A 24,596-nucleotide genomic window follows, 5' to 3' on the forward strand; every position below is an offset into this window, starting at 1 on the left:
TGTCGGCTGGGAGGTTGCCGATCATCTGCGGGCCGATCTGGCTTTGTCGGCGCTGGAAATGGCGATATGGTCGCGGCGTGAGAGCCTGGACGGCGATCTGGTGCATCATTCTGATCGGGGTGTGCAAGGCGGATTCAACCGGTCGTCGCAACACCTTGATCACGGAGGTGTGCGATGGGCGGGAATACCAAGCTGGAGCGGGTGCCTGAAGGGGCGCGGAGGCAGTGGGCGGCGGACCGGGCGCTGCGGCCACCGATGCGTTCGCCGGGTCGGCCTGAGCCCTCGCGCGCCGTGCAGCGGGACTTCTGGCGTCTGATCGCGACGGGGATCACAACGGTTGAGGCCGCGCTTCAGGTTGGCGTGTCGTGGCCGGTTGGGGTGCGGTGGTTTCGTCATGCTGGCGGCATGCCGCCGATCCGCCTGGACGAGCCCTCGGGCCGCAATCTGTCATTCGCCGAACGCGAGGAGATCGCGCTGCTGCGGGCGCAGGGCAAGGGCGTGCGGGAGATCGGCCGCAGCCTTGGACGCGATGCGGGGACGATCTCGCGTGAGTTGCGCCGCAACGCGGCGACACGGGGCGGTAAGCAGGAGTACCGGGCCACGGTGGCGCAGTGGAAGGCGCAGCAGGCGGCCAAGCGCCCCAAGACAGCCAAGTTGGTGTCGAATCCGCGGCTACGCGAGTACGTGCAGGAGCGCCTGAGCGGGAGCGTCCGCAGACCGGATGGCACGGTCGTCGCCGGGCCCGAGCCGCCGGCGTGGAAGGGACTGAACAAGCCGCACCGGCAGGACCGGCGGTGGGCGACGGCCTGGAGCCCGGAGCAGATCTCCCATCGGCTGAGGTTCGACTTCGCCGATGATGAGTCCATGCGCATCAGCCACGAGGCGATCTACCAGGCCCTGTTCATCGAGGGCCGCGGCGCGCTCAAGCGAGAGTTGGTCGCCTGCCTGCGCACCGGACGTGCGTTGCGTGAGCCGCGCTCGAGGTCCCGGAACAAGCCGCAGGGCCACGTCACCGCAGAGGTGGTCATCGGCCAGCGGCCGGCTGAAGCCGACGACCGCGCCGTTCCTGGGCACTGGGAGGGAGACCTGATCATCGGCACCGGCCGGTCGGCGATCGGCACGCTCGTGGAGCGCGCCAGCCGCTCCACGCTGCTGGTGCACCTGCCACGACTGGACGGGTGGGGCCAGACGCCGCCGGTGAAGAACGGCCCCGCGCTCGGTGGTTACGGCGCGATCGCGATGAACGCAGCCCTGACGGCGTCGATGACCCAACTGCCCGAGCAGCTGCGCAAGACCCTTACCTGGGACCGGGGCAAGGAGCTGTCGGCCCACGTGCAGTTCGCGCTCGAAACCGGCACGAAGGTGTTCTTCGCCGACCCGCACTCCCCATGGCAGCGGCCCACGAACGAGAATACCAATGGGCTGCTGCGTCAGTACTTCCCAAAGGGCACTGACCTGTCGAGATGGACGGCCGACGACCTCGAAGCCGTCGCCCTTGCGCTCAACAACCGGCCCCGCAAGATCCTCGGCTGGCGCACCCCCGCCGAGGTGTTCGACGAGCAGCTACGCTCGATCCAACATGCCGGTGTTGCAACGACAGGTTGAACCCAAGCAATACGCTTTCCTGGGCATTCACCGAGCGAGTCAGGGCCTCCGGCCTGTTGCCCTCGATGGGGAGCGTCGGCGACTGCTTCGATGACGCCCTGATGGAGTCGTCCCGGGGCCGGATGCAGACCGAACTGCTCAACCGACGGCGCTGGAACACCCGCCTGGAACCAGCGAACGCGATCTTCGAGTATCTGGAGATCTTCCACAACCGGCAGCGACGACATGGCTCGTTGGGGACGCTCACCCCGATCGAGTACGAGATGCTTCAGCCAAAGACCCAGCCGGCATGACAGCCAACCAGGTCAGCTCCACCGAACTCGGGGCACATCAAAGTGGCTCTTCACAACTGAGGGTGTAGCCGCGGCCCCGGGCCCGCGGGTCTTGGGCCGCCCCTCATGATGTCGTTGACAGTTTCCACCCCAGAGCGGAGCCGTGGAGGTTTGGGCCCGCCGCTAAGACTCTTGTCGGGCCGTGCTGGTGCCAGGCTGGTCAAGGCGGGTGAACACATCTCCACTCCCTCCTTCGGTGTCCGCCCCGGGGATACCCCGCGAACGCCCTCGGAGCCGACAGACTCGGTTGCTCAGGCAGCCGCTCCTTTGGCGGCGGTGGGACTCAGTCGCGGTCGGCGGGGTCAGTCGTGGGTGGACGGCCCTGGTCCAGGCACGGCGTACCGGGCGGCGATGGTGTGGACGGCCTCGTCGACCACTTGAGCGACGCGTTCGGCGCTCACCTCCCAGCCCGGCACGAGGAGTGTCGGCCAGAAGACGTAGTTGGAGATCATGCCCAGGAATTGGGTGGCTGCGAGCTCCACGTCTTCGACCCGCACCGTTCCCGCCTCGTGCTCGGCTAGGAGGTAGCCGCGTACGGACTCGAAGTAGGGCATCTTCCCGTGCGAGAACTGCGCATTGGCGAGTTCGGGAAATCGCGGCAGCTCGGCGATGACGATTCGGAACAGGTCGGTCATCTGAGGGCGGCTCAACAGCTCGGCGTAGCGGCGACCGATGGTGCTGAGCCCGTCGACGATGTTGCCTGCCGGCGGAGGATCCTCTTCGTCAGCGGTTGCCCAGGACTCGGTGACGATGGCGTCGAACAGGGCAGCCTTGCTCGGAAACTGCTTGAACAAGGTGGCCCGGGAAACGCCCGAGCGCTCTGCGATCCGCGCCAGCGACGTCCGGTCGTAGCCCAACTCGAGGAACAGTGCGGTCGCGGCCGTCACGATCAGCGCGCGCTTCTCCTGGGCGACGCGCTGGTGGTACGTCGTCACGACACTGCTCATGGACCGAGCATACAAGATGAGTGGCTTGACTCACCATTGCCACCGATCTAGTGTCAGGGCAGTGGTGAGTCACTCAGCTCACCATCGGCCGGCGTTCATCACTGAAGATCCCGGTCGGTCACCCCGTACCGAAGGAACATCTGATGAACCGCTTCGACAACCAGACCGTGCTCGTGACCGGTGGGACCGGCGGCCAGGGCTCGAGCCACGTACGCGCCTTTCACGCGGAGGGAGCGAACGTGGTGATCGGCGACATCGACGCCGAACGGGGCGCCGCTCTCGCCGACGAGCTCGGAACCCGCGCTCACTTCACCCGCCTCGATGTCACCGACGAGAGCTCGTGGTCCGCCGCTGTGCTAGCCGCCGAAAGCGCCTTCGGCGCCCTGAACGTGCTCGTCAACAACGCTGGCGTCCAGAACCCGCCGGCGCCGATCGAGTACACGGAGCAGGCCACGTGGTCACGCATCCTCGACATCAACCTCACAGGGACCTTCCTCGGCATCAAGGTCGCCGCCCCCGCTCTGCGCCGCGCGGCAGGGGGAGCCATCGTCAACATCGCCTCGACCATGGGCCTGGGCGGCACGGCTCACTACGCGCCGTACGTCGCCAGCAAGTGGGCGGTACGAGGTCTCACCCAAACGGCAGCACTCGAACTCGGCCGCGACCACATCCGGGTGAACACCATCCACCCCGGCGTGATCGCGACCTCCTTCATCCACGAACCAGCAGCCGGCGCCACCGCGGCGATCGCCGACTTCTACTCGCCCGAGCCGTTCGCCATCCCCCGCCTCGGAGAGCCGACCGACGTCACCCGTCTTCTCCTCTTCCTCACGTCATCGGACGCGTCGTTCATCACCGGTTCGGAGTACGTCATCGACGGTGGGCTCCTCCTCGGCCCCGCTCTTCAGAACGAGACCGCATGAGCACTCCAGACACGACCGGATCGAACGACTCCGCACGGGACGCATCTCTGTCCCATCTGCCCGATCCCATCCGGCGAGCCATCGAGATCACACCTGCCGCGGGCACCAGAGAACGGATCATCGACATCACGACGCTGGGGCGCCGCACCGGCCGACCACGCCGCATCGAGATCTTCTTCTACCGAGCTGCGGGCACCACCTACCTGTGTAGCGGCGCCGGCGGGGCCGCGACCGACTGGCATGCGAACCTTCTCGCCAATCCCGACTTCACCTTCCACCTCAAAAACGGGGTCCCCGCAGATCTGCCCGCACGGGCCACGCCGGTCACCGACCCAGCCGAGCGTCAGGCCGTGCTGGCGGAGATCGTCGCGGATCTCAATCAGCCCCACGACCCCGGCACCATCCGGCCGACACGGCTCGAAGATTGGGCCGACAGCCGACTGATGCGCATTAGCTTCCGCCCAGGACGTGACGGCCGATGGTGCCGATCAGGTCGATGTCTTGCAGGTGATGACGTCGGCGGTCAGGGCGGTGGTGAAGCCGGCCCGCGTCGATGGCCGGTCGGAGCGGGGCCGGCCGCTCCGGACCAGGCGGTGTCGATTCAGAACCGGGGGCTTTCAGGCTCCGTTCGGTGAGTTCGATGAGCGTTGTTCTTCTTGCAGGGGAGCCTCCCAGGTGGCGGTGATGTCGCGGGCGACATCACGTAGGAGGTCGATGAGCATGTCTGCGAGTGGTGTGAGGCCGGCGTCGGTTTTGGTCACGGCGTAGAGCTGGCGGTAGGGCCTGGGGTGGGCCAGTTCGCGATGGGTGGTGCCAGGCGCATGGGTCAGGGCCAGGCGAGAGACCAGGGCCACTGCGATGCCTGTGCCGACGAGGGCCTGGGCGACGTCGTAGGACTCGGTCTCGAACCGCACGGTGGGAGTGAAGCCGGCCTCGCGCGCGGCGTCGTGGAACTGTTCGCGGGCGGCATGGCCGGCCAGGATGGAGACCCACGATTCGTCGCGCAGTTGTTCGAGGTGAAGTTCGGTGTCCGCGGGCTGCCTGGTGGCCAGTGGATGGTCATCGGGGAGAACCACGACCATCGGGTCCAACAGGAGCGAGTGGGCCCGTACGTGTGGGGGCGGCGCGAGCGGCGTGCCCCAGGACGCGACGATGGCCACGTCCAGGCGTCCCGCGCTGATCTCGTCCGCTCCGCGTCCGGACACCACATCTATGACGGAGACGTCGGCGTCCGGATGGCGGTGTCGCAGAGCCGTCAGGGCCGGTGGCAGCAGGTGCAGGGCAGCCGCCTGGAACGTCCCGATCCGCAGACGGAGCGAGAGGTGGCCGAGCAGTGCGGCCAGTTCCGCCTTGGCCCTGTCCGAGGCCTCCTCCACCGTTCGACCGTGGGAGGCGAGCAGCGCACCGGCCGCGGTGAGCGTTGCTCCGCGAGGGCCGCGGACGACCAGGGGCACCTGCCAGTCGCGTTCGGCCTTGGCCACCTGCTGGGTGACCGCCGCGGGGGTGAGTTGGAGTGCGTGAGCCGCCGCTGTCAGGGAGCCGTGCCGCTCGATCAACGCGAGAAGCCGCAGCTGTCCCGGATCCACCAGCATTCACTAATCCTAACGCTGCACCCATCTATTTTAACTTTTCTTAGGGCCGCGAGGCAGGAAGCCTGGTGGTGCACCCATCGGCCGCAATCCCCGGAAGGGGTTCTTTCCCATGCCCACGCATGTGCCCGTTTTCATCGCCACCACCTTGCTGCTGGCGATGCTGCCAGGCGCGAGTCAAGCCCTGATGATCCGGCAGGTTCTGGAAGGCGGCCAACGTACGCTCCGAGGCACGCTCGCGGGCAACGCCACCGGCTTCCTGCTGTGGTCCACGGCCGCCGCGGCCGGGCTGTCCGCCGTCCTGCTGGCCAGCCCCACCGCGTACGCGGTGCTCCGGATCGCGGGCGGCATCGTGCTGATGATCCTCGGGGTGAACACGCTACGGACCACGCTCACCACCGTCTCCACCCGCCCGCCCCGCGAGAGCGGGCGCAGCACTGGCTTCGCGGGCGGATACCTCACCGGCCTGATCACCAACCTCGGCAACCCCAAGGCGGGCGTGTTCGCCGTCTCTGTGCTGCCCCAGTTCGTGACCGCGAAAGGCTCGGTGTTCCTGTCAACCGTCGCCCTGGGAGTCCTGTGGGCGCTCGTGAGCGCCTCCTGGTACATGTTGCTCACCTGGGCCGTCGGCCGAGGGCGCGCCCTGGTATCGCAGCCGACCGTCCTGCGGGGACTCAGTGTGACCACCGGCGTTGTCCTGCTGGGGCTGGGCGCCGCGGTGGTAGCAGGTGTCTGAGGGCCGGGCCGGCCGCCCGTGGTGGTGGCGGGATCGTACGGCAGCCACACCAGCGACACGGCGGCCACTACGAGCACTGCCCCCACCAGCACGCAGCCGATCACGAACGTGAGCCGTCCCTTCACGGCCGCCCCCGCCGACGTGCGCCCGCAGGCGCGGATCGACCAGCCGCTGCACGAGGTCCGCCGCGTACGAGACACAGGCGTGCGCGGCCGACACCGGGCGGCTGTCCGCCCGAGCACGATCACCGATCCGCGACCGCACTGGCACCAGCCGGCTCTCATCCGCCACGCTCGCCTACCTTCGACAAGCGATCCGTCACGGCTCGCCTCCACCTGTTCGCCCCGGCCCTGTGAGCCGAGCACACCAGACCCCGCACATCAGGTGTTCGCGGACAGAAGACCTACCCCAGCTGCGGACACGGGATGTACCACGTTGGCGGACAGCGGTTCTCCCCGGATCGAGGGGTCGTCACTTCAGGAGTGACGACCTCGCACCGTCCGGACGACCTCAGCGTCGCGATCCCTCAGGCCTTGGGCGCGGGGTTGGAGGTCGGGGAGTTAGGTGGTTCCCGCACGTGGGTACCCGTGACTGCTCGGTATGGGACTTGCGTCGCCGGCGAGTAGTGTCTCGGCGACGGCCGTACGGGCATAGAGCACGTATCTCCCCGTGCGGTGCGCGCTGGCCAGTCCGGCCCTGCGGAGAGCGGTGAGGTGCTGGTTCGTGCCTGGTTCTGACAGGCCGAGGCGGGTGGCCAGTTCCCTGGTCGAGGCGGGCTGGTCGAGTTCGGCCAGCAGTCGGGCGCGGGTCCGGCCGAGCACGGCGGCCAGCGCCTGTGGTGGGTCGCTCTCGCGGTGCTCCCAGAGCGTCGCGACGGCGCGCGGGGGGTAGCGGATCGTGGGTTGCCAGGGCGGGGTCGTGATGGAGAAGACGCGCGGCCAAGTGAACACCGATGGTACGAGCAACAGCCCCAGCCCGCCCAGCGGGCGCACTCCTTCGCAGATCGTCTTCGGCAGGCGCAGCGTCTCTCCCTCCCACGTCACGGCGGCGTCAAGGTCGCTGAGCATGCGCCGCAGGCCACCCTCGGCCAGTAACCTGGCGCGGTAGAGCACATCGCCTTCGAGCAGGGTGCTGAGTCGGGGCCAGTAGGGCGCGATGGCCGCTTCCCAGTAGTCGCGGATCTCCTTGGCGAGCCTTTCGAGGCCTCCCGCGGGGTCGGCATGGAGCGCTTGGAGCGCTTGGGTGCGTGGGCCGTCCCAGGCGTCGAGACTCTCCTGAACCAGAGGTGCCATCGCCGCCATCGTGGCAAGCTCCACCTCCAGGTCGGGCACGGAGGTCGAGGGCGGCGGGCACACGAAGCCGACGATCGAGGTCGTCGGCACCGGCACCAGGTCGGACAGCAACCGCCAGTCGACATCGGCGAGCCGCCGTCGCACCCGCTCGACCCAGGGCTTGAGTACGGCATGCGCGGCCGGGTCCTTCACCACCCGCACGCTCGCGACGACCTCCCACAGAGGAGAAACAGCGAAACGGACATTGGCGGCATCCTGTGCGGTGAATGTCAGCTCAAGTCCCATTCAATTCGTCCTCTAGTTAATCAATAGAACTCAGGGGCCACTATCCCCTCCTCTTGGGGGCATGACAACTGTTGCCGAGGCACCGCTGCTACGTGACCCCTCGTTCCGGAACCTCTACCTGGCCTCAGCGGTCAGCCAGTTCGGCACCCAGGTCGGCTACGTGGCGATGCCCCTGCTCGCGGTGAGCGCCCTCAACGCGGGGCCCGGCGAAGTGGGACTGCTCAGCGCCCTCACCACCATCACCGTGCTCGTGCTCGGCCTACCTGCCGGAGCCTGGGTGGACCGGGTCAGGCGCCGCCCGGTGATGATCGCGACGGACCTTGTCCGCGCTGCGTTCCTGCTGTCGGTAACGGTCGCGTGGTGGCTGGACGCTCTCACGATGACCCAGCTGTACGGCGTCGCCATCGCGACAGGAGTCGGCACGCTCTTCTTCGACGTCGCCTCTCAGAGCACGGTCCCGTACCTGGTCGGCCGCGACCGGCTCACCGCCGCGAACTCGATGCTCGTCGGCACGAGCGCGGCGATGGACGTGGGCGGCAGGAGCACCGCCGGAGTGTTGGTGGCTGTCGCGGGCGCGCCGGCGGCGATCCTGCTCGACGCGCTCACCTACCTGTGGTCGGCCGTGTGGCTACGCCGGATCACCAAGCCCGAGCTCACGCCCGTCCCCGTACCCGGCGAGCGACTCGGACGGCAGATCGGCGAGGGGATGCGATTCCTCTTCGGCAACCGCGTCCTCGTCGCCATCGCGGCACAAGGCGGCATGGCGAACCTCGCGTTCCCGCTCTGCTCGACGCTGCTGCCCGTGCTACTCGTTGACGAGCTCGGACATCCTGCCTGGGTGCTTGGGGTCTACCTCGCCATCGGCGGGCTGGGTGTGCTGGCCGGTTCCTCGACGGCTCACCTGATCGGCCGCCGGTTCGGCCGCGGGCGTGCCGTGTGGATCGTCGGCGTGGCCACTGCGCCGTTCGCGCTCCTGGTGCCGTTCGTCGGCTGGAGCGTCTGGATCGCGGCGGCCGCATGGAGCATCCTGTGCTTCCGGACAGGGGTGAACAACGTGCTGCTCGTCAGCTTCAGGCAGAAGGTCACACCCGACCCGATGCTCGGCCGGATGAACGCCACCATGCGCCTGATCCTGATGGGTGCTGTCGGCGTCGGTGGTCTGGTGGCGGGCCTCCTCGGCGAGGTCTGTGGCATTGGGACGGCAATGTGGACAGGCGCATCGATCATGGCGCTCAGCTGGGTGCCGATCTGGCTCAGTCCACTCCGCCACGAGGTCTGATCCAGGCCCTCACCGCGGGCGCTGCGCGACGACATCGCCGGCACCCGCCGCCGCGCCGCCGCCTACGGCCGAGACCCCGCCCACTCGACGACGTCGTGGCCCGCGGCGGTGACCTCACCGAGCGCGCCGTGCGCCCGCTGGCCGGGCGCAGCCTGCGGGTGTACGGCGACTCGACGCCGCGCGAGCGGCTGCTCGGCCCCGGCCGGCCCCGGCTGCCCGCCACCCATCCGAGGGCCGCCGGGGGTGACGGATCGGATGGGCTACTGGAGCCCGGCGCGGACGGAGGTGATGCGCCGGGTGTTGAAACCGAGCCAGTGCATCCGCCCCACAAAGCGCGCGTGCTCGACCTTGAGACAGCGGTCCATGACCACGCTCACGCCACCGTCCTCGGCGATCCGCGCGCCCTCCTCGTTGACCACGCCGAACTGGCACCACAGGGCCGCGGCGCCGATCGCCACCGTCTCCCGTGCGATCTCCGGCAGCGCGTCCGGGGCGCGGAAGACGTTCACGAGGTCCACCGGAACGGGCACGTCGAGCAGGCTCGCGTAACTCCGCTCGCCGAGGATCTCCTGCTCCCGGGGGTTGACCGGGATGACGCGGTAGCCGTGCCGCTTGAGGTAGTAGCCGACGAAGTGGCTGGCCCGCAGCTCGTTGCCCGACAGGCCCACGATCGCGATCGTCCTGGTCGAATGCAGCACGCGCTGGATCGTGAGCGCGTCCTGGTAACGGTCGAGTGCGGTCATGCCGGGGCCACCTCTCCGACGCGGGCGAAAGCCTGCTCCAGGTCCCAGATCAGGTCGTCGACGGACTCGGTGCCGACCGACAGCCGTACCGTGCCGGGGCCGACACCGGCCGCCCGCAGCTCGTCGTCGCCGAGCTGGCGGTGGGTCGTGCTGGCGGGGTGGATGACCAGGCTTTTGGCGTCGCCGACGTTCGCCAGGTGGGACCAGAGCGTCAGCCCGCCGATGAACGCCTGCCCGCCCGTTCGGCCACCGGCGCAGTCGAAGGAGAACACCGCGCCGGCGCCGCGCGGCAGGTACTTGTCCAACAGCGGCCGGTACCTGCTGTCCGGCAGGCCGGGGAAGGTCACGCCGGAGGCCAGCTCATGCGACTGGAGGAAGGCCGCGACCGCCAGCGCGTTGCCGACGTGGCGGTCCATGCGCAGCGACAGCGTCTCCAGGCCCTGCAGGAACAGGAAGGCGTTGAACGGCGACAGCGCCGCGCCCAGGTCGCGCAGGGTCTCGGCGCGCAGCTTCATCAGGTAGCCGTACTCGCCGAACGTCTCGTGGAAACGCAGCCCGTGGTAGGCCGGCGACGGATCCGCGACCACCGGGAAGCGCCCGTTCGACCAGTCGAACGTGCCCGCCTCCACGACGACGCCGCCGATGCTCGTGCCGTGGCCGCCGATGAACTTGGTCGCCGAGTGGATCACGATGTCGGCGCCCCACTCGATCGGCCGGCACAGGTACGGCGTCGCGAACGTGTTGTCCACGATCAGCGGCAGCTCGTGCTCGTGCGCGATGGCCGCCACCGTCTCGATGTCCAGCACGTTACCGGCGGGGTTGCCGATCGTCTCGCCGAAGAAGGCCTTCGTGTTCGTCTGGATGGCCTTGCGCCAGGCGTCCGGATCGTCGGGATCGACCCACGTCAGCTCCACGCTCATCTTGCGCAGCAGGTGCTTGAGCTGGTTCACCGTGCCGCCGTAGAGCGCCGAGGACGACACGACGTGGTCGCCCGGCTGCAGCAGCGTGAACAGCGCGGCCGCCTGCGCGGCGATCCCGCTGGCGAACGCCACCGCGCCGGCGCCGCCCTCCAGGTTCGCCACCCGCTCCTCGAACACCGCGACGGTCGGGTTCATGATGCGCGAGTACGTGTTCCCGTACTCCTGCAGGTTGAAGTACGCGGCCGCGGACTCCGGGTCCTCGAAGACGTAGCTGGTCGTCTGGAAGATCGGCACCGCGCGGGCGCCTGTGTTCGGGTCCGGCCGTTGCCCGGCGTGCAGCTGCCGGGTCTCGAACCCGAACTCGCGGTCCTGTTCCACGCGGGGGACTTGGTCGGTCACATGAGCCTCTCTTTCAGACGGGCTGAGCCAGGAACCGGCGGATGATGGGCGTCTGTCGCGCCTCTTCCAGCAGGAAGCAGTCGTGGCCGTACGGCGCGTCGATCACCTGGAGCTCGACCGGCTTGCCGAGAGCGCGCAGCGCCTGCTCGAGCTCCTGCGACGCCGACGGCGGATACAGCCAGTCGGAGCTGAAGGCGATCAGCAGCGTGCGCGCCGAGACGCCGTCGACCGCCCGCGCGAGCGACCCGCCGCCGTGCTGCCGGGCGAGGTCGAAGTACGTCAGCGCGCGCGAGGTGTAGAGATAGGTGTTGGCGTCGAAGCGTTTGACGAAGGAGTCGGCCTGGTGGCGCAGGTAGCTCTCCACCTCGAACTCCGGCTCGGTGATCGTGTAGCGGATCTCGTCGGAGCCCTGCAGCCGCCGGCCGAACTTGGCCTCCAGCGCCGGCGCGGACAGGTAGGTGATGTGGCCGACCATCCGCCCGATGCCCATGCCGGCGTCGGGCGCGCGGCCCGTGCCGTAGTAGCGGCCGCCCTGCCAGGCCGGATCGCGCATGATCGAGTCACGGGCGATCGCGTTCCAGGCCACCCCCTGCGGGTGCAGCGCGTGCGTGCTGGCGATCGGGATGACGGCGTCGACCTGGTCAGGGAAGAGCACCGCCCACTCCAGCGCCTGCATGCCGCCGAGCGAGCCCCCGGCCACCGCCGCGAGCCGTTCGATGCCCATGGCGTCCAGGAACGCGCGCTGCGTGCGCACCATGTCCGCGACCGTGATCACCGGGAAGTCCGGCCCGTACGGCGTGCCCGTCGCCGGGTCGATCGAGGACGGCCCCGTCGTCCCCCGGCAGCCGCCGAGCAGGTTCGTGGAGACGACGAAGAAGCGGTCGGTGTCGAATGCCTTGCCGGGGCCGATCATCCCGTCCCACCAGCCGAGCCCCTTGCCATGCCCTTCGGCCCCGAACCCGTCGCGCGTGCTCTCCCCGGACGGCGCCTTCGACAGGCCCGCCGCGTGGGCGTCGCCGCTGAGCGCGTGGCACACCAGGATGACGTTGTCCCGCCGGGGCGACAGGGTGCCGTAGGTCTCGTACGCCACGCGCACCGGGTGTAACTCCCGGCCGCAGTCGAGGCGCACCGGCTCCGGCAGGTCGAGGTAGCGGGTCTCCACGATGCCGACACTGCCGGCCGCGAGCGTGGGAGCTGGCTGCGACATGGGACTTATGGTAGCCGCCACGGGAGGTGTATGTTCAAATACCTACCGGAAATACAGGAGATAGGTGGGGCCATGACCACAGTCGCGAACGGTGTGAACGTGCAGGCGCTGCTGGAGGCGCGCGAGGTGCTGAAGGGCGCGCCCGAGGCCGCCCGGTTCGTCTGGCGGGCCTCCTCCACATGGCGGAACGGCGTGCACAGCACCACGACCGTCAAGGAGTTCTTCGGCCTCGGTGAGGAGCGCAGCCACAAGAGGGAAGCGGTGTTCGACGCCGACCACCCCGAGGTGTTCGCGGCGGAGGACAACGGCATCACGCCGATCGAGTACCTGCTCGTCGGCCTGGCGAGCTGCCTGACGGCCGGCGTGGCGTCCGTTGCGCAGAACCGCGGCATCCAGCTGCGCTCGGTCGAGGCGAGGCTCGAAGGCACGCATGACATCCGCGGCATCCTCGGCGTCGACGCCGACGTGCGCAACGGCTTCGACGACATCAAGGTGACCTTCACCATCGACGCGGACGCCTCGAAGCAGGACATCGAGGCGCTGGTGGCCCAGTCCCAGAAGCGCTCGGCCGTGTTCGACGCCCTGACGAACCCGACGAACGTCACCGTCGACGTCGCGTGAGCCCGGAAGGCCGAGCCACCATCGAGCACGTCACCACCGTCGTCATCGGCGCCGGCCACGCCGGCCTCGCCGCGAGCCACTTCCTCAGCGAGCGGTCCATCGATCACCTGGTGATCGAGCGCGGCGAGGTGGCGAACTCCTGGCGGCGCGAACGCTGGGACTCCTTCCGGCTGCTCACCCCCAACTGGCAGAGCCGCCTGCCCGGCCTCGCCTACGCGGGCGCCGACCCCGACGGCTACCTGACCACGAAGGAGGTGACACGGTTCATCGAGCGCTTCGCCGCGCTCTCGCGCGCTCCCGTCAGGACCGGCACGACCGTCACGTCCGTACGACCCGCCGACGACGGCTACCGCGTGACGACGAGCCGCGGCGAGATCGGCTGCCGGGCGCTGGTCATCGCGAGCGGCGCCTGCAACCGGCCGGTGGTGCCGCCGTTCGGCGAGGCCGTGCCGCCGTCCGTGCGGCAACTGACGCCGTTCGACTACCGTGCGCCCGACCGGCTGCCCGACGGCGGCGTGCTCGTCGTCGGCGCGTCGGCCACCGGCGTGCAACTGGCCGCCGAGCTGCGGCGCTCCGGGCGGCCGGTGATCCTCTCGGTGGGGGAGCACGTGCGGTTGCCCCGCACCTATCGCGGGCGCGACGTGCTGTGGTGGATGGACGCCTCCGGTGTGTGGGACCAGCGATACGACGAGATCGACGACCTCGCGCGGGCCCGGCGGCTGCCCTCGCCCCAGCTCGTCGGCACTCCCGAGCGCGCGACGCTCGACCTCAACGCGCTCACCTCGATGGGCGTCGAAGTGGTGGGCCGCTGGGCCGCCGTCCGCGACGGCCGCGCGCTGTTCTCCGGCGGGCTGCGCAACGTGTTCTCCCTCGCGGACCTCAAGCTGGAGCGCCTGCTGGCCACGTTCGACGCATGGGCCCGTACGCGCGACCTCGAGCTCGGCCCGCCGGAACGCCTCGCGCCGACCCGGGTGCCCGCGTCGGCGCGGCTGCAACTCGACCTGCGTAGCGGCGAGATCCGCTCGATCGTGTGGGCGACGGGTTTCCGCCCCGACTACGGCTGGCTCGACGTCCCCGTGGTGGACGACAAGGGCCGGCTGCGCCACGACGGCGGCGTCGTCGACGGCCCCGGGCTGTACGCGCTGGGGCTGCCCGTGCTGCGGCGGCGCAGGTCCACGTTCATCCACGGCATCGAGGCCGACGCCCGCGAGGTGATCGACCACCTCGCGGGATACCTGGCCGTACGGCGGTGAACATCGCGAACACGCGGGATGTCGGCCGAGCTGGACATCGTGGCCGCGGGCGGGCGGGCGACGCCGGACCGGGACCTGCGTGATGAGGTGAACCCCTTCCTCGCCGACCGGCCTCAGCAGGCAGAACGTGAACCGCCGACCGTGGCGGGAGCGAACTCGCGCACCGCCCGGCAGGTCCACCACCACTGCTGGACGTCCGGCCGCACAGGGGCCGCCCGGGATGTGGCCGGTGTTGGGCCGGAACTGCTCGTACAGGCCGCGCAGCAGGTCGCCCGGGGCAGGAACCTGCAGCGACGCTGACTCCCCCGGCCACGCGGAAGTCGCGTGGGCAGTGGCACGACGCCTCATTTCTCCTCAGTATTACCTATTCAAATGGTAGGTTATATGGGTAAAATATGGCATGCGTGATCGGTCCTTACGGTTGTTCGTGAATGTCATGGGCGTGCTCGTCCTCCTGCTCGGCGGCGGCGTCGCCTGCGGCGGCGAGACGTCGCAGGCCGCCGAGGGCGGCCAGACGCTACGGGTGGGATACCAGCGGTTCGGCGCCCTTACGCTCGTCAAGGCCCGAGGTGCGACGCCCGGCGTGACGTGGTCGCTGTTCGAGAGCGGCCCGGCGGTAACCGAGGCGCTCAAGGCCGGATCCATTGACGTCGGCTACACCGGTGAGGCGCCGCCGATCTTCGCCGCAGCGGGGAAGACGGACTTCAAGATCATCAGCACGTCCGCCGAAGTGCCGCAGGGTGAGGCCGTCCTGGTCAAGGAGGCCGGCGGCATCACGACGTTCAAAGATCTCAAGGGCAGGTCGATCGCCCTCAACAAGGGCTCCAACGTCAACTGGCTGCTCGTACGGCTGCTGGAGAAGCACGGCATGACGATCAAGGACGTCGATGTCAAGTACCTCAAGCCGGCGGAAGGACGGCCCGCGTTCGACAACGGTCAGGTCGACGCGTGGATCATCTGGGACCCGTACTTCGCCCTCGCCGAGCGGCCCGGCGTCAAGGTGCTCGCCGACGCGACCGGGCTCGCGGGGAACCGGGAGTACCTGCTCGCCTCGCCCGAGGCGCTGGAGGCCAAGTCCGCGCAGATCAAGCAGCTTCTCCAGCAGCTCCGCGAGGCCACGGAGTGGGGCATCGCCAACCCGGAAGAGCGCGCCCGGCTCCTCGCTCCGGAGCTGAAGATCCCCGAAGACGTCGCCAAGCGCGCCCTGGCCCGCAGCGCCAGACCCGTCGCCCCGGTGACACCCGCGATCGGCGCGGAGTTGCAGCGCATCGCCGACGGCTTCGCCGCGCTCGCGCTCATCCCCGGCAAGGTGGACATCGCCGGCCGAGTGGACGACCGGTTCAGCGAGGTGCTGCGGTGACGACGACACCCGTACGGGCCTTGCGGACGGAACGCGACCGGACCCGCCCACAGCAGCGTTCGCGGCCGCCGCAGGCCACGCGCTGGCGGCGGATCGTCACCCCGCTGCTCATCGTCGTCCTCTGGGAAGGCGCCTCCCGGGCCGGGATCCTGCCCCCGGACAAGTTGTCGGCGCCCAGCGACGTGCTGGACGCGGGCTGGCGGCTGGCCGCCGACGGAACGCTCTGGCACAACCTGCTCGACTCCCTGATTCGGGCCGTCATCGGCCTGGCCATCGGCGGCGGGCTCGGGCTCGCGCTCGGGGCGGTCGCCGGGTTGCTGCGGATCGGCGACGACCTGGTGGACCCGCCCGTCCAGATGGCCCGCATGCTGCCCCACCTGGGCCTGGTCCCGCTGCTGCTCATCTGGGTCGGCATCGGTGAGCCACTGAAGATCTCGCTGGTCGCGCTGGGAGCGTTCTTCCCGGTCTACCTCAACACCTACAGCGGCATCCGCGACATCGACGAGCGGCTGGTGGAGGCGGCGCGCACCTGCGGCCTGTCCGCCGCAGCCCGGCTGCGGCACGTCGTGCTGCCCGGCGCGCTGCCGTCGTTGTTCCTGGGCCTGCGCCTGGCGTTCGGCGCGGGCTGGCTCAGCCTGGTGGTCGGCGAGCAGGTCAACGCGGACAGCGGGCTCGGCTTCATGATGATGGAGGCCCGCGAGTTCGCCCAGACCGACATCGTCGTGCTGGGGCTGCTCATCTACGCTCTGCTCGGCCTGCTGTCCGACCTGGCGCTGCGTACGGCGGAAGGGAGGGCCCTGGCATGGCGGCGCGGCCTCAAGGCGAGCTGAGCCCCGCCACCCCAGCGGTGGACATGGCGGCGGACATGGCGGCGGACATGACGGTGGACATGGCGGCGGACATGGCGGCGGACATGACGGTGGACATGGCGGCGGACGCGGTGGTCGCCGCGCAGGGTGTCACGCGCGCGTTCGGCGACACGACTGTCCTTGACGGTGTCGACCTGCGCATCCGTAGAGGCGAGGTGGTCGCGCTGCTCGGCGCCAGCGGCTCCGGCAAGAGCACGCTGTTGCGCGTCCTGGCGGGTCTCGACTCCGGAGCGGACGGCGAGGTGAGCACCAGCGGGCGCACTGCGGTGGTGTTCCAGGAACACCGGCTGCTGCCGTGGGAACGGGTCGCCGACAACATCGCGCTCGGTCTGCGCGGACCGGACCTGGCCCGGCGTACGGCGGCGGCACTGGCGGAGGTCGGCCTTGCCGACCGTGGGCGGGCCTGGCCCGCGGAGCTGTCCGGCGGCCAGGCGCAGCGGGTCGCCCTGGCCCGCGCGCTCGTCCGCGAGCCCGACATTCTGCTGCTCGACGAGCCCTTCGCCGCCCTGGACGCGCTCAACCGGCTCAGGATGCAGGCGCTGTTCTTCCGCCTGCGCGGCGAGCACGACTTCGCCGCTCTCCTGGTCACGCACGACGTGAACGAGGCGCTGCTGCTCGCCGATCGTCTCCTCGTCCTGGAGGACGGGCGCATCGCCGAGGACACCCCCGTCACGCTCGCGCACCCGCGCGCGCAGGACGATCCAGGCTTCGGCGCCCTGCGCCGCCACCTGCTCACCCGCCTGCGCGTGCCCTTACGCCCCGACCAGTCCTGACGCAGGTCAGGACGGCTCGGGTGGTAGTGACGTTTCCCCAGGTCGGCGTATCTGGTCCATCGGCTGACCCGGTCGGTGCCGGAGCGGGCTCGCGAGCGCGGGTTCCGCCTCGGGCAGATCGGGTCGGCGTCGTTGGTGTCGCTGACGCACGGCACCAACGACGCGCAGAAGACCATGGGTGTCATCACCCTGGCCATGATCGTCGCTGGAACCCGCAGCGAGGACGCCAGCACGCCGCTGTGGGTCATCGTGGCCAGCGCCGCCGCGATCGCGCTCGGCACGTACGTGGGTGGCCGGCGGGTGATCCGGACCCTGGGAAAGGGGTTGACCGGCAACGAGACACCGCAGGGCTTCGCGGCCGAAGGCTCGTCAGCGGCGGTGATCTTCACCTCGTCCCACTTCGGGTTCCGGGAGCGCTGGCTTGGGCGGCGGCCGGCCGGGAGCGCGGCGATGCCCTGGCGGGTCAGGTCGAGCCTTGCGGGCTGAGGCCATCCAGCAGGACGGTGAGGTAGGCATCGACGAGGTCGGGTGAGGATGGCTGGGCGCGCGCGATGGCCAGGGCGGTCTGGCTGATCAGCGTCGTGGTAACGGCGGGGTCGAGGTCGGTACGGACGGCGCCGTCGCGGCGGGCGCCTTCGATCATCTCCTCCACGGCGGCGACCAGGTCGGCGCGCAGGGCGGCGGTGGCGGGCAGGTCCAGACCGCCCAACTGGTCGTTGATGGCGTGGTGCGCGGCCTGGAAGGCGAGCAGTTCGCGGAGGAAGGTGCGCAGGGCCTGGTACGGCGTGGTTTCGGTGAGCAGGTCGCGGGCGCGTTGAACGATCGGTTCGAGCAGGCGGGAGACGGCGGCGTCCAGGAGGGCGTCCTTGCCGCCGAAGGCGCGCACGACGGTCGCGGCGCCCAGGCCCGCGCGGGTGGCGATCGCTTCGACCGTGAGGGTTGTACCGGGTTCGGCCAGCAGCGCGGTGGCCGCTTCCAGGGAGAGTCGGCGGTTGCGCACGGCGTCGGCACGGCGTCGGCTTCCCGTGGGCGTTGACAACTGGAATGTCCCTTCCACATAATCAACTGGAATGTGCATTTCACTTAAGTCTAGCGTGAGAGGCCGGCATGAACGAGCGCATCCTGATCTCAGGAGCAAGCATCGCCGGCCTGACCTTGGCCCACTGGCTGGCACGGCACGGATTCCGGCCCACGGTGGTCGAGCGTGCGCCCGTGTTGCGCCTGGGCGGCAACGGGGTCGACGTGCGAGACGACGCGGTCACGGTGGTCGACCGGATGGGACTCCTGTCACGGGTACGGGAGCTGGGCACGGACGTGCGCGGCATGAAGTTCGTCGACGCCGCCGGCCGGGCCGTCGCCCGGATCGACACCCAGGACCCGGCCTCCACCGAGATCATGCGCGGCGACCTGGTCTCCCTGCTGCGCGAGGTGACCGATGTGGACATCATGCTCGGCGACTCCATCCGCCGCTTGGAGCAGGATGACGACGGCGTGACCGTCACCTTCGAGTACGCGCCCGCCCGCCGCTTCGACCTGGTCGCCGGGGCCGACGGCATGCACTCCAACGTCCGGCGGATCGCCTTCGGGCCGGAGGAGAAGTTCATCGCGTTCAAGAACCACTATTTCGCCTTCGCCAACACCGACGCCGTGCTCGGTGAGGATCGCTGGGTGACGATGTTCAACACCCCAGGCAAGATGACCGGGATCTACCGGTCCGGAAACCATGCCCAGGCCAAGGCGTACTTCATGTTCCGCTCCGCTCCGCTGGACTACGACCGCCGGGATATCACCGAGCACAAGCTTCTGGTCGGCAGGGCGTTCGCGGGCCAGGCGTCCTGGCGGACCAGGGAACTTCTCGACTCGGCCCTGACCGACCCCGATTTCTACTTCGACGCCCTGGGCCAGGTGCGGATGGACTCCTGGTCCAACGGACGCGTCGTCCTGGTCGGCGACGCCGCCTGGTGCACGTCCCCCGCATCGGGCGCGGGCGCCGAACTCGCCCTGGTCGGGGCCTACCGCCTCGCCGGAGAGCTCGCCGCAGCAGGCGGCGACCACCGCGTGGCTTTCCCCCGCTACGACGCAGCACACCGTCCACTGGTGGACAACAAACAACAGATCGGCCCCAACGTCCGCCTCATGGTGCCCCGGACCGAAGGCGGCCGCTGCGTCCGCGACCTCGTGGCCCGCCTGCCACTGATGAAAGCCATCGGCACAGTGGAACGCCGTGTCCAGGCCAGGAATGCCCGCCCCCTGCCCCACTACACCCGGGCCGCCTGAACCGGTCCGAAGCCATCCCCGCCACTTCGGTGACAAGCAAACTGGCCGCCGGCGGGGAATCGCGGCCGGCCACTATCACCTTCCGGCGATGTCGTCTCCCCAGGCCGGATCACGAGGGCTGGTCAGCTGTGCGCTGCAACCGTCTTGGGCGTCAGCTCGTGATGAGTGGTGCGCTCTCCTCGGAGTCGAGCTGGTGGTCCGCCCAGAGGTAGCTCTCGGGAAGCAGGCCGGTGACGGGCACCATCCGGAGCCCGTCGTTTGTCCTGACGATGACATCGAGGGCTGGGACGTAGTCGAGGAGGACCTGGCGGCAGCGGCCACATGGGTGCACGATGCCTCGGTCACGGTCACCCACGGCGACGATGGTGCCGAGGTCATAGATGCCCTGGGTGGCGGCGGGCCGATCAGGACCAGCTCTGCGCAGGTGTCTCCGGTGAAGTGATAGGCGTTCACCGCGGTGACGATCCGGCCGCCTCGGACGCGGGTGGCAGCCGCCATGGTGTGGTTCTCGCCCCGGCAGCGTGTGGCCGCGACGTGCGCCGCCGCCTGGATCAGTTCGTGGTAGACACGGTCGGGCGATGTCGGCCCTGTCGACGACGGAGCGTAGGCGCCGGTCGACGTGGCGGCGCGGCTGCCGGTTCGAAGTCGGGGCGCCAAGCGGCCTACCCCGGACGGTCATCGCGCTCGGTGGGGGCGGCCTCGCGCGGGGCGGCCACAGCCCGCTCGGGCGTTCTCTGCGTCGGCCAGGGCGGTGTACCGGTGTCGGACAGGACGCGTAGCCCGGTGCTGCCGAGGAACTCCAGCACGCTGCTTGTGGTGTGGCGAGTTCCTCTACATTGGAGCGTCGCACCGTTCGTCTCGTCCGTCACGTCTGCCCTTGTCGTCTGCAGAGGAGCGCCCTGGATGAACTGGCTCTACGTCGTGGGGATCATCCTCTTCCTCCTTGGGTTGATGGTCTCCATCGCGCTGCACGAGCTCGGCCACCTGGTGCCGGCCAAGCTCTTCGGCGTCAGGGTGACCCAGTACATGGTGGGCTTCGGCCCCACGGCGTGGTCCAGGCGCAAGGGCGAGACCGAGTACGGCATCAAGTGGATCCCGTTCGGCGGCTACATCCGCATGGTGGGAATGCTGCCGCCGCGCCCCGGAGATGATCCCGCCAAGGTCAGGAGCACGGCGACAGGGCCCTTCCAGGGGCTCATCGAGTCCGCCCGCGAGATCGCGCTGGAAGAGGTGCGTCCGGGCGACGAGAACCGCGTCTTCTACCGCAAGAAGTGGTGGCAGAAGGTCATCATCATGTCCGGCGGGCCGTTGATGAACTTCGTGCTGGCGTTCGTCTTCTTTACCATCCTGCTGGTCGGCATCGGCCTGCCTACCGATGCCCCGATCGTCTCGTCCGCCACCGAGACGTGCGTAATCCCCAGTTCCGAGCGGCGCGCCGCCTGCGAGCCCGGCGACCAGCTCGCCCCGGCCGCGCAGGCGGGCCTCAAGCCGGGCGACCGCATGGTCTCCTTGAACGGCCAGAAGATCGGCTCCTGGGACGACGCCGTCCGCCTGGTCCGCTCCCATGGTCCGGGCCCGGTCGAACTCGACATCGTGCGTGACGGCAAGCCGATGACGGTTGACGTCACGCTCATCGCCCAAGACCGGCCCAGCCTCGACGACCCCGAGAAGATCGACAAGAACGTCGGTTATCTCGGCGTGCGGCCCACCGAGGTGATGGAACGGCAGAGCTTTGGCCAGGTGATCGGCTACATGGGCGGGCTGACGGCCAGGGTGGCGGGCTCGATCTTCAACATGCCGGAGAAGATGGTCGGCATCTGGCACGCGGCCTTCTCCGGCGAGGAGCGCGACCCCGAGGGCCCGGTGGGCGTGGTCGGCGCGGGCCGCCTGGGCGGCGAGATCCTGACCTCCGACCTGTCCAACGAGGAGAAGATCGCCACCTTTGTCAGCCTGCTGGCCGGCTTCAACCTGGCGATCGGCATGTTCAACCTGATCCCGCTGCTGCCACTGGACGGCGGCCACATCGCCGGCGGGCTGTGGGAGGGCATCAAGCGGGCCTACGCCAAGGTCATGCGGCGGCCGAAGCCCAAGCACGTCGACATCGCCAGGGTGCTGCCCCTGACGTACGCGGCTGCGCTGGTGATGATGATCATGGCAGGCCTGCTGGTCTACGCCGACCTGGTCAACCCGCTCACACTGACGAACTGACGGAAGTAGTCGGCGGACCTCGTCGGAAACTCCGCCCGCCCTCCACCAGCCGCGCATGCTGGGCGAGATGGTCCGCACACCCCGCAGGCGTGGAACTGCTCCACCGCCACCGAAGGCTGGTCGCTCAGGTGGAGAAGGGCCTCGCCTGCCGTACCAGCACGAGCCCGGCCGTGTAGAGGAGGGCGTAGCCGAGGGGGAGCAGGGCGCCGGCCGCCGTGGCGGCGAGGCTGACGGCGGCGACCAGGGCCAGCAGTGTCGCGGCCACGGCGTACTCCCTCACGGCCGTGGCCGCCGCCGCGAGTACGCCGATCATGCCGAGGGCGGCGAGCAGGTCGGCGACCAACCAGGCGTCCAGCAGTCCCGCCTCCGTGACCAGACGCAGGAGGGGCAGAGGGAGGGACGGCGTCCAGATGTACGTTGGGCCGCCGCCGGCCAGGTTCGCGATCGTGGGGATCATGACGAGCACCAGCAGGACACCTGCCGGAGGCCTCAACGGAGGTTGGCCAGACGGTAGCCGTCGCCGTTGTGCCACAGCAGCCAGTCGCCCGCCGCCAGCATGACGTCCGGGCTCTTGTATCGCGTGCCGGTGACCGGATCGAGCAGGACCGAGGTGGCCCCGGTGTTGTAGGTGATGAGCCGGTTGCCCGCCGTCATCCACGGGGAGACCCCCTGCGTCGGTGCGGGAACTCCGGGCAGCGTGGACATCGGCCCCCAGGAGTCGCGCGGCATCCACCGCAGCGTGCCGTCGGCCACCCAGGCGAACCACTTGCCGGATGCGGCCGCGTACCACTTCTGGTCCGGAGCGTCCATGGTCTGCGCGCGGACCCCCTCCGGCAGCGGATGCTCGGCCGTCACCTTTCCGGTCTCGACGTCGAGGATGCGCAGCACCTTGTCGTTCGCCCGGTCGGCGGCGAACAGGTGGGGGTAGGAGAACGCCACCGCCACCCCGCTCGCCGGGTCCCCGGCCTTGACGACCGTACCCACCTGCGCGCATCCCTTGGCCGCCCAGGGCTGCCGCATGACGTCGTTGCCGACGATCACGCCGCCGTCCACCCAGACCTGCCCTCCGGGCTCTGTGCCCTGCGGGCTGATCGTGCGTGTGCTCCCGTCCGCCGTGCGGCACCGTTGGGCGGCCGACGAGCCGTTCAGGTCCGTCCAGGTGCGGAAGTCCGTGGCCGTCCCCAGCCCCGACCGCGCCGGGAAGCCGAGTTCCTGGGGCGTGCCGCCACTCGCGCCCGCCTCTGCCACTTGCCCGTCAGGTGTCGTTCCCAGCACCGTTCCGTCGCTGCCCAGCGCTGCGGGCGTGAACGGCTTGCCCCGCGCCGTGCGGCTCTCGACGTCCACGACGCTCGCCACGTTCAGGAGGCGGCGCAGGGCCTGTTCGATACCGAGGCCGGCAGGGATGTTGACGTTCGCCTGGTCCGGGGTGGGTGTCACGGTCTTGGTCATGGTCGGTTCGGGCCGCGTGGACACTGTCACCGTCGGCTCGGAAGACCGGGTCGATCCGGGGGTCGATGCGGGGGTCGGGCTCAGGTTCGCCGTGGTTGCGGCCTCACCGTTCCCGCCGCGTACGGCCAGGGGTACGGCCACCAGGACCGCCGTTGCTCCCGCCGCGGCGGCCAGCGCCAAGGCCCGCCTGTTCCTGCGGCGCGTGGCCACGGCCCGGTGGATCCGATCTGCCAGACCGGGCGGCGGATCGCCCGGGGAAGACTCGCTGAGCAGCGCGGCAAGACGGCGTTCCAGGTCATCCATGCTCGATCTCCTCGGTCTTGACGGCCTCACGCAGCCGGGCGAGCCCTCGCGACGCCTGGCTCTTGACGGTCCCGCGGCTGCACCCCAGTAACCGGGCGATCTCCTCATCGCCGCGTTCCTCGACATAACGCAGCACCAGTACGGCCCGCATGCGCGGCGGCAGCCCGGCGATCCTGGAGCGGATGCCGTCGTCGTCCAGCAGGCGTTCCAGTCCCACGTCCTCCGCCGCCGGCTCGGGGGGCGCCGACACGCTCACTTCGCGCTTGGGCCGCCGCCATCGGTTGGCCATGATGCGGACCATGGTGGTGCGGACGTACCCTTCCGGGTCGTCCTTGCGTCTGATCGCGTTCCACCGCAGGCCAGTTCGAGTGAGCGCTTCCTGCACCAGGTCCTCGGCGTCGTGCCGGTTCTGGGTCAAGACCATGGCGTAGCGATAGAGCGCCGGCAGCCGCTGCGCCGCGAATCTCTCAAACGTCGGGTCGTCCACTCATACCTCCGGCCTCCAAGGACACTCCAGCCGGTCGGATGGTTGAGTGGCGACGGAAGAATGTCGCAGACTTCCACCGTGCACGCGCTGCCGGCGCCGCGCGGATGCCGTGTTCTGCTCGGCGCGGTGCCAGGTCCGCATCCGGCGGGCCCGGCGAAGTGAGTCCGGCAGGCAAGACCGGGGAAAGGGGAGCCGACTGCCTGGGGCGGCGGGGGTCGGTGTCAATAAGGACGCCGCTCCGGCGTTGCCCGCCCACGCAGCCTTGACCTGGTGCGACGTCCTGCGCCGCGGCGGCCGCGGCGGCCTCGTCGATCAGCTCGGTGACTCCGTACGGATGTTGATCAGGTTGTCGATCGCTTCATGCCAGGGCATGCCCTGGCATGGCCGGTGCGGCCGAGCCGGTCCAGCAGGGTGGCCACGAGCGCGCTCACTCCAGATCGCCGCGGTCGAACGCAGCGCGGACGACCTTGCTCATGCCGAGCGCGGTGGCCGCACCCGCCGGATCCCCCTCCAGCAGCAGCCGGGCCAGGAGCTGGGCGGCCAGCGGAAGAGGTTACGGGGTGTGGTGGCCTCCGCGCGGATGGTCAGTCGAAGTCGTCATCGAAGGCGGCACGGAGAGCGGCGGCGATCAGGCCGGGCAGGTCCGGGCGCCCGTCCTCCTGGGCCCAGCGCATCAGGGCGACGAGCATCGCGGCCAGGCAGGTGCTGGCCGCGACCCAGGTGCGGAACTCCGTTTCGG

At 69.7% G+C, this 24,596-nt stretch carries 26 protein-coding genes; 15 read left to right on the forward strand and 11 right to left on the reverse strand.

The window, feature by feature from the left end; all coding sequences use genetic code 11:
• Positions 1–255 precede the first annotated feature (255 nt).
• On the forward strand, positions 256–1,605 hold the full coding sequence (locus tag ACTWPW_RS54495; protein ID WP_443173642.1) for an IS30 family transposase: 1,350 nt from the start codon (positions 256–258) through the stop codon (positions 1,603–1,605).
• A 65-nt stretch (positions 1,606–1,670) separates the two neighbouring features.
• Positions 1,671–1,898, forward strand: a complete 228-nt coding sequence (locus tag ACTWPW_RS54500; RefSeq protein WP_443173623.1) for an IS3 family transposase — start codon at positions 1,671–1,673, stop codon at positions 1,896–1,898.
• Between the two features lie 341 nt (positions 1,899–2,239).
• Here the strand turns inward: ACTWPW_RS54500 and ACTWPW_RS54505 are convergent, their stop codons facing one another.
• Positions 2,240–2,884 (reverse strand): TetR/AcrR family transcriptional regulator, encoded by a 645-nt coding sequence (locus tag ACTWPW_RS54505; RefSeq protein WP_443173624.1) that lies wholly within the window; start codon positions 2,882–2,884, stop codon positions 2,240–2,242.
• 143 nt (positions 2,885–3,027) lie between these two features.
• Between ACTWPW_RS54505 and ACTWPW_RS54510 the strand changes: the two genes are divergently transcribed.
• Positions 3,028–3,807 (forward strand): glucose 1-dehydrogenase, encoded by a 780-nt coding sequence (locus ACTWPW_RS54510; RefSeq protein WP_364123385.1) that lies wholly within the window; start codon positions 3,028–3,030, stop codon positions 3,805–3,807.
• Positions 3,804–4,442: a nitroreductase/quinone reductase family protein gene (locus ACTWPW_RS54515; protein WP_443173625.1), complete on the forward strand. Its 639-nt coding sequence runs from the start codon at positions 3,804–3,806 to the stop codon at positions 4,440–4,442. The genes ACTWPW_RS54510 and ACTWPW_RS54515 overlap by 4 nt, the downstream gene beginning before the upstream one ends.
• Here the strand turns inward: ACTWPW_RS54515 and ACTWPW_RS54520 are convergent.
• Positions 4,425–5,399, reverse strand: a complete 975-nt coding sequence (locus ACTWPW_RS54520) for a LysR family transcriptional regulator (protein ID WP_443173626.1) — start codon at positions 5,397–5,399, stop codon at positions 4,425–4,427. The genes ACTWPW_RS54515 and ACTWPW_RS54520 overlap by 18 nt on opposite strands.
• Positions 5,400–5,508: 109 nt before the next feature.
• On the opposite strand from ACTWPW_RS54520, the gene ACTWPW_RS54525 reads away from it, so the two are divergent.
• Positions 5,509–6,132, forward strand: coding sequence for a LysE family translocator (locus tag ACTWPW_RS54525; RefSeq protein WP_443173627.1), 624 nt, complete (start codon positions 5,509–5,511; stop codon positions 6,130–6,132).
• 560 nt (positions 6,133–6,692) lie between these two features.
• Here ACTWPW_RS54525 and ACTWPW_RS54530 read toward each other — a convergent pair.
• Complete coding sequence (locus ACTWPW_RS54530; RefSeq protein ID WP_443173628.1) at positions 6,693–7,709, reverse strand: DUF5937 family protein; 1,017 nt, start codon at positions 7,707–7,709, stop codon at positions 6,693–6,695.
• 61 nt (positions 7,710–7,770) lie between these two features.
• Here ACTWPW_RS54530 and ACTWPW_RS54535 point away from each other — a divergent pair, with 61 nt between their 5' ends.
• Positions 7,771–8,988: an MFS transporter gene (locus ACTWPW_RS54535; protein ID WP_443173629.1), complete on the forward strand. Its 1,218-nt coding sequence runs from the start codon at positions 7,771–7,773 to the stop codon at positions 8,986–8,988.
• 260 nt (positions 8,989–9,248) lie between these two features.
• Here ACTWPW_RS54535 and ACTWPW_RS54540 read toward each other — a convergent pair whose 3' ends face one another.
• From ACTWPW_RS54540 to metX, 3 genes are read right to left on the reverse strand one after another with little or no spacing between them, the layout of a single operon-like run.
• Positions 9,249–9,731, reverse strand: a complete 483-nt coding sequence (locus tag ACTWPW_RS54540; protein ID WP_443173630.1) for a CoA-binding protein — start codon at positions 9,729–9,731, stop codon at positions 9,249–9,251.
• Complete coding sequence (locus ACTWPW_RS54545) at positions 9,728–11,050, reverse strand: O-acetylhomoserine aminocarboxypropyltransferase/cysteine synthase family protein (protein ID WP_443173631.1); 1,323 nt, start codon at positions 11,048–11,050, stop codon at positions 9,728–9,730. Before ACTWPW_RS54545 ends, ACTWPW_RS54540 begins: the two co-directional genes overlap by 4 nt.
• Positions 11,051–11,063: 13 nt before the next feature.
• Entirely contained in the window at positions 11,064–12,257 is a 1,194-nt protein-coding gene (gene metX, locus ACTWPW_RS54550; RefSeq protein WP_375117477.1) for a homoserine O-acetyltransferase MetX, read from the reverse strand.
• Positions 12,258–12,329: 72 nt separating this feature from the next.
• On the opposite strand from metX, the gene ACTWPW_RS54555 reads away from it, so the two are divergent.
• The 7 genes from ACTWPW_RS54555 (at position 12,330) to ACTWPW_RS54585 (ending at position 17,619) form a co-directional block, all read left to right on the forward strand.
• The gene (locus ACTWPW_RS54555) at positions 12,330–12,878 is read left to right on the forward strand and encodes an OsmC family protein (protein WP_375117478.1); all 549 of its coding nucleotides are present in this window, start codon (positions 12,330–12,332) and stop codon (positions 12,876–12,878) included.
• Entirely contained in the window at positions 12,875–14,131 is a 1,257-nt protein-coding gene (locus tag ACTWPW_RS54560) for an NAD(P)-binding domain-containing protein (protein WP_443173632.1), read from the forward strand. The genes ACTWPW_RS54555 and ACTWPW_RS54560 overlap by 4 nt, the downstream gene beginning before the upstream one ends.
• An 18-nt stretch (positions 14,132–14,149) precedes the next feature.
• Positions 14,150–14,431, forward strand: a complete 282-nt coding sequence (locus tag ACTWPW_RS54565; RefSeq protein ID WP_443173633.1) for a hypothetical protein — start codon at positions 14,150–14,152, stop codon at positions 14,429–14,431.
• A gap of 100 nt (positions 14,432–14,531) precedes the next feature.
• Complete coding sequence (locus ACTWPW_RS54570) at positions 14,532–15,491, forward strand: aliphatic sulfonate ABC transporter substrate-binding protein (protein ID WP_443173634.1); 960 nt, start codon at positions 14,532–14,534, stop codon at positions 15,489–15,491.
• The gene (locus ACTWPW_RS54575) at positions 15,488–16,321 is read left to right on the forward strand and encodes an ABC transporter permease (RefSeq protein WP_375117481.1); all 834 of its coding nucleotides are present in this window, start codon (positions 15,488–15,490) and stop codon (positions 16,319–16,321) included. Before ACTWPW_RS54570 ends, ACTWPW_RS54575 begins: the two co-directional genes overlap by 4 nt.
• 71 nt (positions 16,322–16,392) lie before the next feature.
• Positions 16,393–17,133 carry an ABC transporter ATP-binding protein gene (locus ACTWPW_RS54580; RefSeq protein ID WP_443173643.1) on the forward strand — a complete coding sequence of 247 codons (741 nt, stop codon included), beginning with the start codon at positions 16,393–16,395 and terminating at the stop codon, positions 17,131–17,133.
• 75 nt (positions 17,134–17,208) lie between these two features.
• Positions 17,209–17,619, forward strand: coding sequence for an inorganic phosphate transporter (locus ACTWPW_RS54585; protein WP_443173635.1), 411 nt, complete (start codon positions 17,209–17,211; stop codon positions 17,617–17,619).
• On the opposite strand, the gene ACTWPW_RS54590 is transcribed toward ACTWPW_RS54585, so the two are convergent.
• Positions 17,597–18,211 carry a TetR/AcrR family transcriptional regulator gene (locus ACTWPW_RS54590; RefSeq protein ID WP_443173636.1) on the reverse strand — a complete coding sequence of 205 codons (615 nt, stop codon included), beginning with the start codon at positions 18,209–18,211 and terminating at the stop codon, positions 17,597–17,599. The two genes, ACTWPW_RS54585 and ACTWPW_RS54590, sit on opposite strands and share 23 nt — an antisense overlap.
• Before the next feature lie 29 nt (positions 18,212–18,240).
• Here ACTWPW_RS54590 and ACTWPW_RS54595 point away from each other — a divergent pair, with 29 nt between their 5' ends.
• Positions 18,241–19,410 (forward strand): FAD-dependent monooxygenase, encoded by a 1,170-nt coding sequence (locus ACTWPW_RS54595; RefSeq protein WP_443173637.1) that lies wholly within the window; start codon positions 18,241–18,243, stop codon positions 19,408–19,410.
• Between the two features lie 151 nt (positions 19,411–19,561).
• On the opposite strand, the gene ACTWPW_RS54600 is transcribed toward ACTWPW_RS54595, so the two are convergent.
• The gene (locus ACTWPW_RS54600) at positions 19,562–19,765 is read right to left on the reverse strand and encodes a hypothetical protein (RefSeq protein WP_443173638.1); all 204 of its coding nucleotides are present in this window, start codon (positions 19,763–19,765) and stop codon (positions 19,562–19,564) included.
• Between the two features lie 548 nt (positions 19,766–20,313).
• Here ACTWPW_RS54600 and ACTWPW_RS54605 point away from each other — a divergent pair.
• Positions 20,314–21,618 carry a M50 family metallopeptidase gene (locus ACTWPW_RS54605; RefSeq protein WP_443173639.1) on the forward strand — a complete coding sequence of 435 codons (1,305 nt, stop codon included), beginning with the start codon at positions 20,314–20,316 and terminating at the stop codon, positions 21,616–21,618.
• Between the two features lie 124 nt (positions 21,619–21,742).
• On the opposite strand, the gene ACTWPW_RS54610 is transcribed toward ACTWPW_RS54605, so the two are convergent.
• The 3 genes from ACTWPW_RS54610 to ACTWPW_RS54620 are packed head-to-tail and all read right to left on the reverse strand — an operon-like array spanning position 21,743 to position 23,857.
• On the reverse strand, positions 21,743–22,084 hold the full coding sequence (locus tag ACTWPW_RS54610; RefSeq protein ID WP_443173640.1) for a hypothetical protein: 342 nt from the start codon (positions 22,082–22,084) through the stop codon (positions 21,743–21,745).
• Positions 22,085–22,107: 23 nt separating this feature from the next.
• Entirely contained in the window at positions 22,108–23,370 is a 1,263-nt protein-coding gene (locus tag ACTWPW_RS54615) for a hypothetical protein (protein ID WP_443173641.1), read from the reverse strand.
• Positions 23,363–23,857, reverse strand: coding sequence for a SigE family RNA polymerase sigma factor (locus tag ACTWPW_RS54620; RefSeq protein WP_375117489.1), 495 nt, complete (start codon positions 23,855–23,857; stop codon positions 23,363–23,365). Before ACTWPW_RS54620 ends, ACTWPW_RS54615 begins: the two co-directional genes overlap by 8 nt.
• Positions 23,858–24,596 lie beyond the last annotated feature (739 nt).

It is taken from the genome of Nonomuraea sp. KM90 (genome assembly GCF_052246675.1).
GTDB lineage: Bacteria > Actinomycetota > Actinomycetes > Streptosporangiales > Streptosporangiaceae > Nonomuraea.

Coding starts and splice junctions, on each gene's coding strand:
- ACTWPW_RS54495 (WP_443173642.1), top strand. CDS start 256: ATGCGTTCGCCGGGTCGGCCTGAGCCCTCGCGCGCCGTGCAGCGGGAC.
- ACTWPW_RS54500 (WP_443173623.1), top strand. CDS start 1,671: ATGGGGAGCGTCGGCGACTGCTTCGATGACGCCCTGATGGAGTCGTCC.
- ACTWPW_RS54505 (WP_443173624.1), bottom strand. CDS start 2,884: ATGAGCAGTGTCGTGACGACGTACCACCAGCGCGTCGCCCAGGAGAAG.
- ACTWPW_RS54510 (WP_364123385.1), top strand. CDS start 3,028: ATGAACCGCTTCGACAACCAGACCGTGCTCGTGACCGGTGGGACCGGC.
- ACTWPW_RS54515 (WP_443173625.1), top strand. CDS start 3,804: ATGAGCACTCCAGACACGACCGGATCGAACGACTCCGCACGGGACGCA.
- ACTWPW_RS54520 (WP_443173626.1), bottom strand. CDS start 5,399: ATGCTGGTGGATCCGGGACAGCTGCGGCTTCTCGCGTTGATCGAGCGG.
- ACTWPW_RS54525 (WP_443173627.1), top strand. CDS start 5,509: ATGCCCACGCATGTGCCCGTTTTCATCGCCACCACCTTGCTGCTGGCG.
- ACTWPW_RS54530 (WP_443173628.1), bottom strand. CDS start 7,709: ATGGGACTTGAGCTGACATTCACCGCACAGGATGCCGCCAATGTCCGT.
- ACTWPW_RS54535 (WP_443173629.1), top strand. CDS start 7,771: ATGACAACTGTTGCCGAGGCACCGCTGCTACGTGACCCCTCGTTCCGG.
- ACTWPW_RS54540 (WP_443173630.1), bottom strand. CDS start 9,731: ATGACCGCACTCGACCGTTACCAGGACGCGCTCACGATCCAGCGCGTG.
- metX (WP_375117477.1), bottom strand. CDS start 12,257: ATGTCGCAGCCAGCTCCCACGCTCGCGGCCGGCAGTGTCGGCATCGTG.
- ACTWPW_RS54555 (WP_375117478.1), top strand. CDS start 12,330: ATGACCACAGTCGCGAACGGTGTGAACGTGCAGGCGCTGCTGGAGGCG.
- ACTWPW_RS54565 (WP_443173633.1), top strand. CDS start 14,150: ATGTCGGCCGAGCTGGACATCGTGGCCGCGGGCGGGCGGGCGACGCCG.
- ACTWPW_RS54570 (WP_443173634.1), top strand. CDS start 14,532: ATGCGTGATCGGTCCTTACGGTTGTTCGTGAATGTCATGGGCGTGCTC.
- ACTWPW_RS54580 (WP_443173643.1), top strand. CDS start 16,393: ATGGCGGCGGACATGACGGTGGACATGGCGGCGGACGCGGTGGTCGCC.
- ACTWPW_RS54590 (WP_443173636.1), bottom strand. CDS start 18,211: ATGCACATTCCAGTTGATTATGTGGAAGGGACATTCCAGTTGTCAACG.
- ACTWPW_RS54595 (WP_443173637.1), top strand. CDS start 18,241: ATGAACGAGCGCATCCTGATCTCAGGAGCAAGCATCGCCGGCCTGACC.
- ACTWPW_RS54605 (WP_443173639.1), top strand. CDS start 20,314: ATGAACTGGCTCTACGTCGTGGGGATCATCCTCTTCCTCCTTGGGTTG.
- ACTWPW_RS54615 (WP_443173641.1), bottom strand. CDS start 23,370: ATGGATGACCTGGAACGCCGTCTTGCCGCGCTGCTCAGCGAGTCTTCC.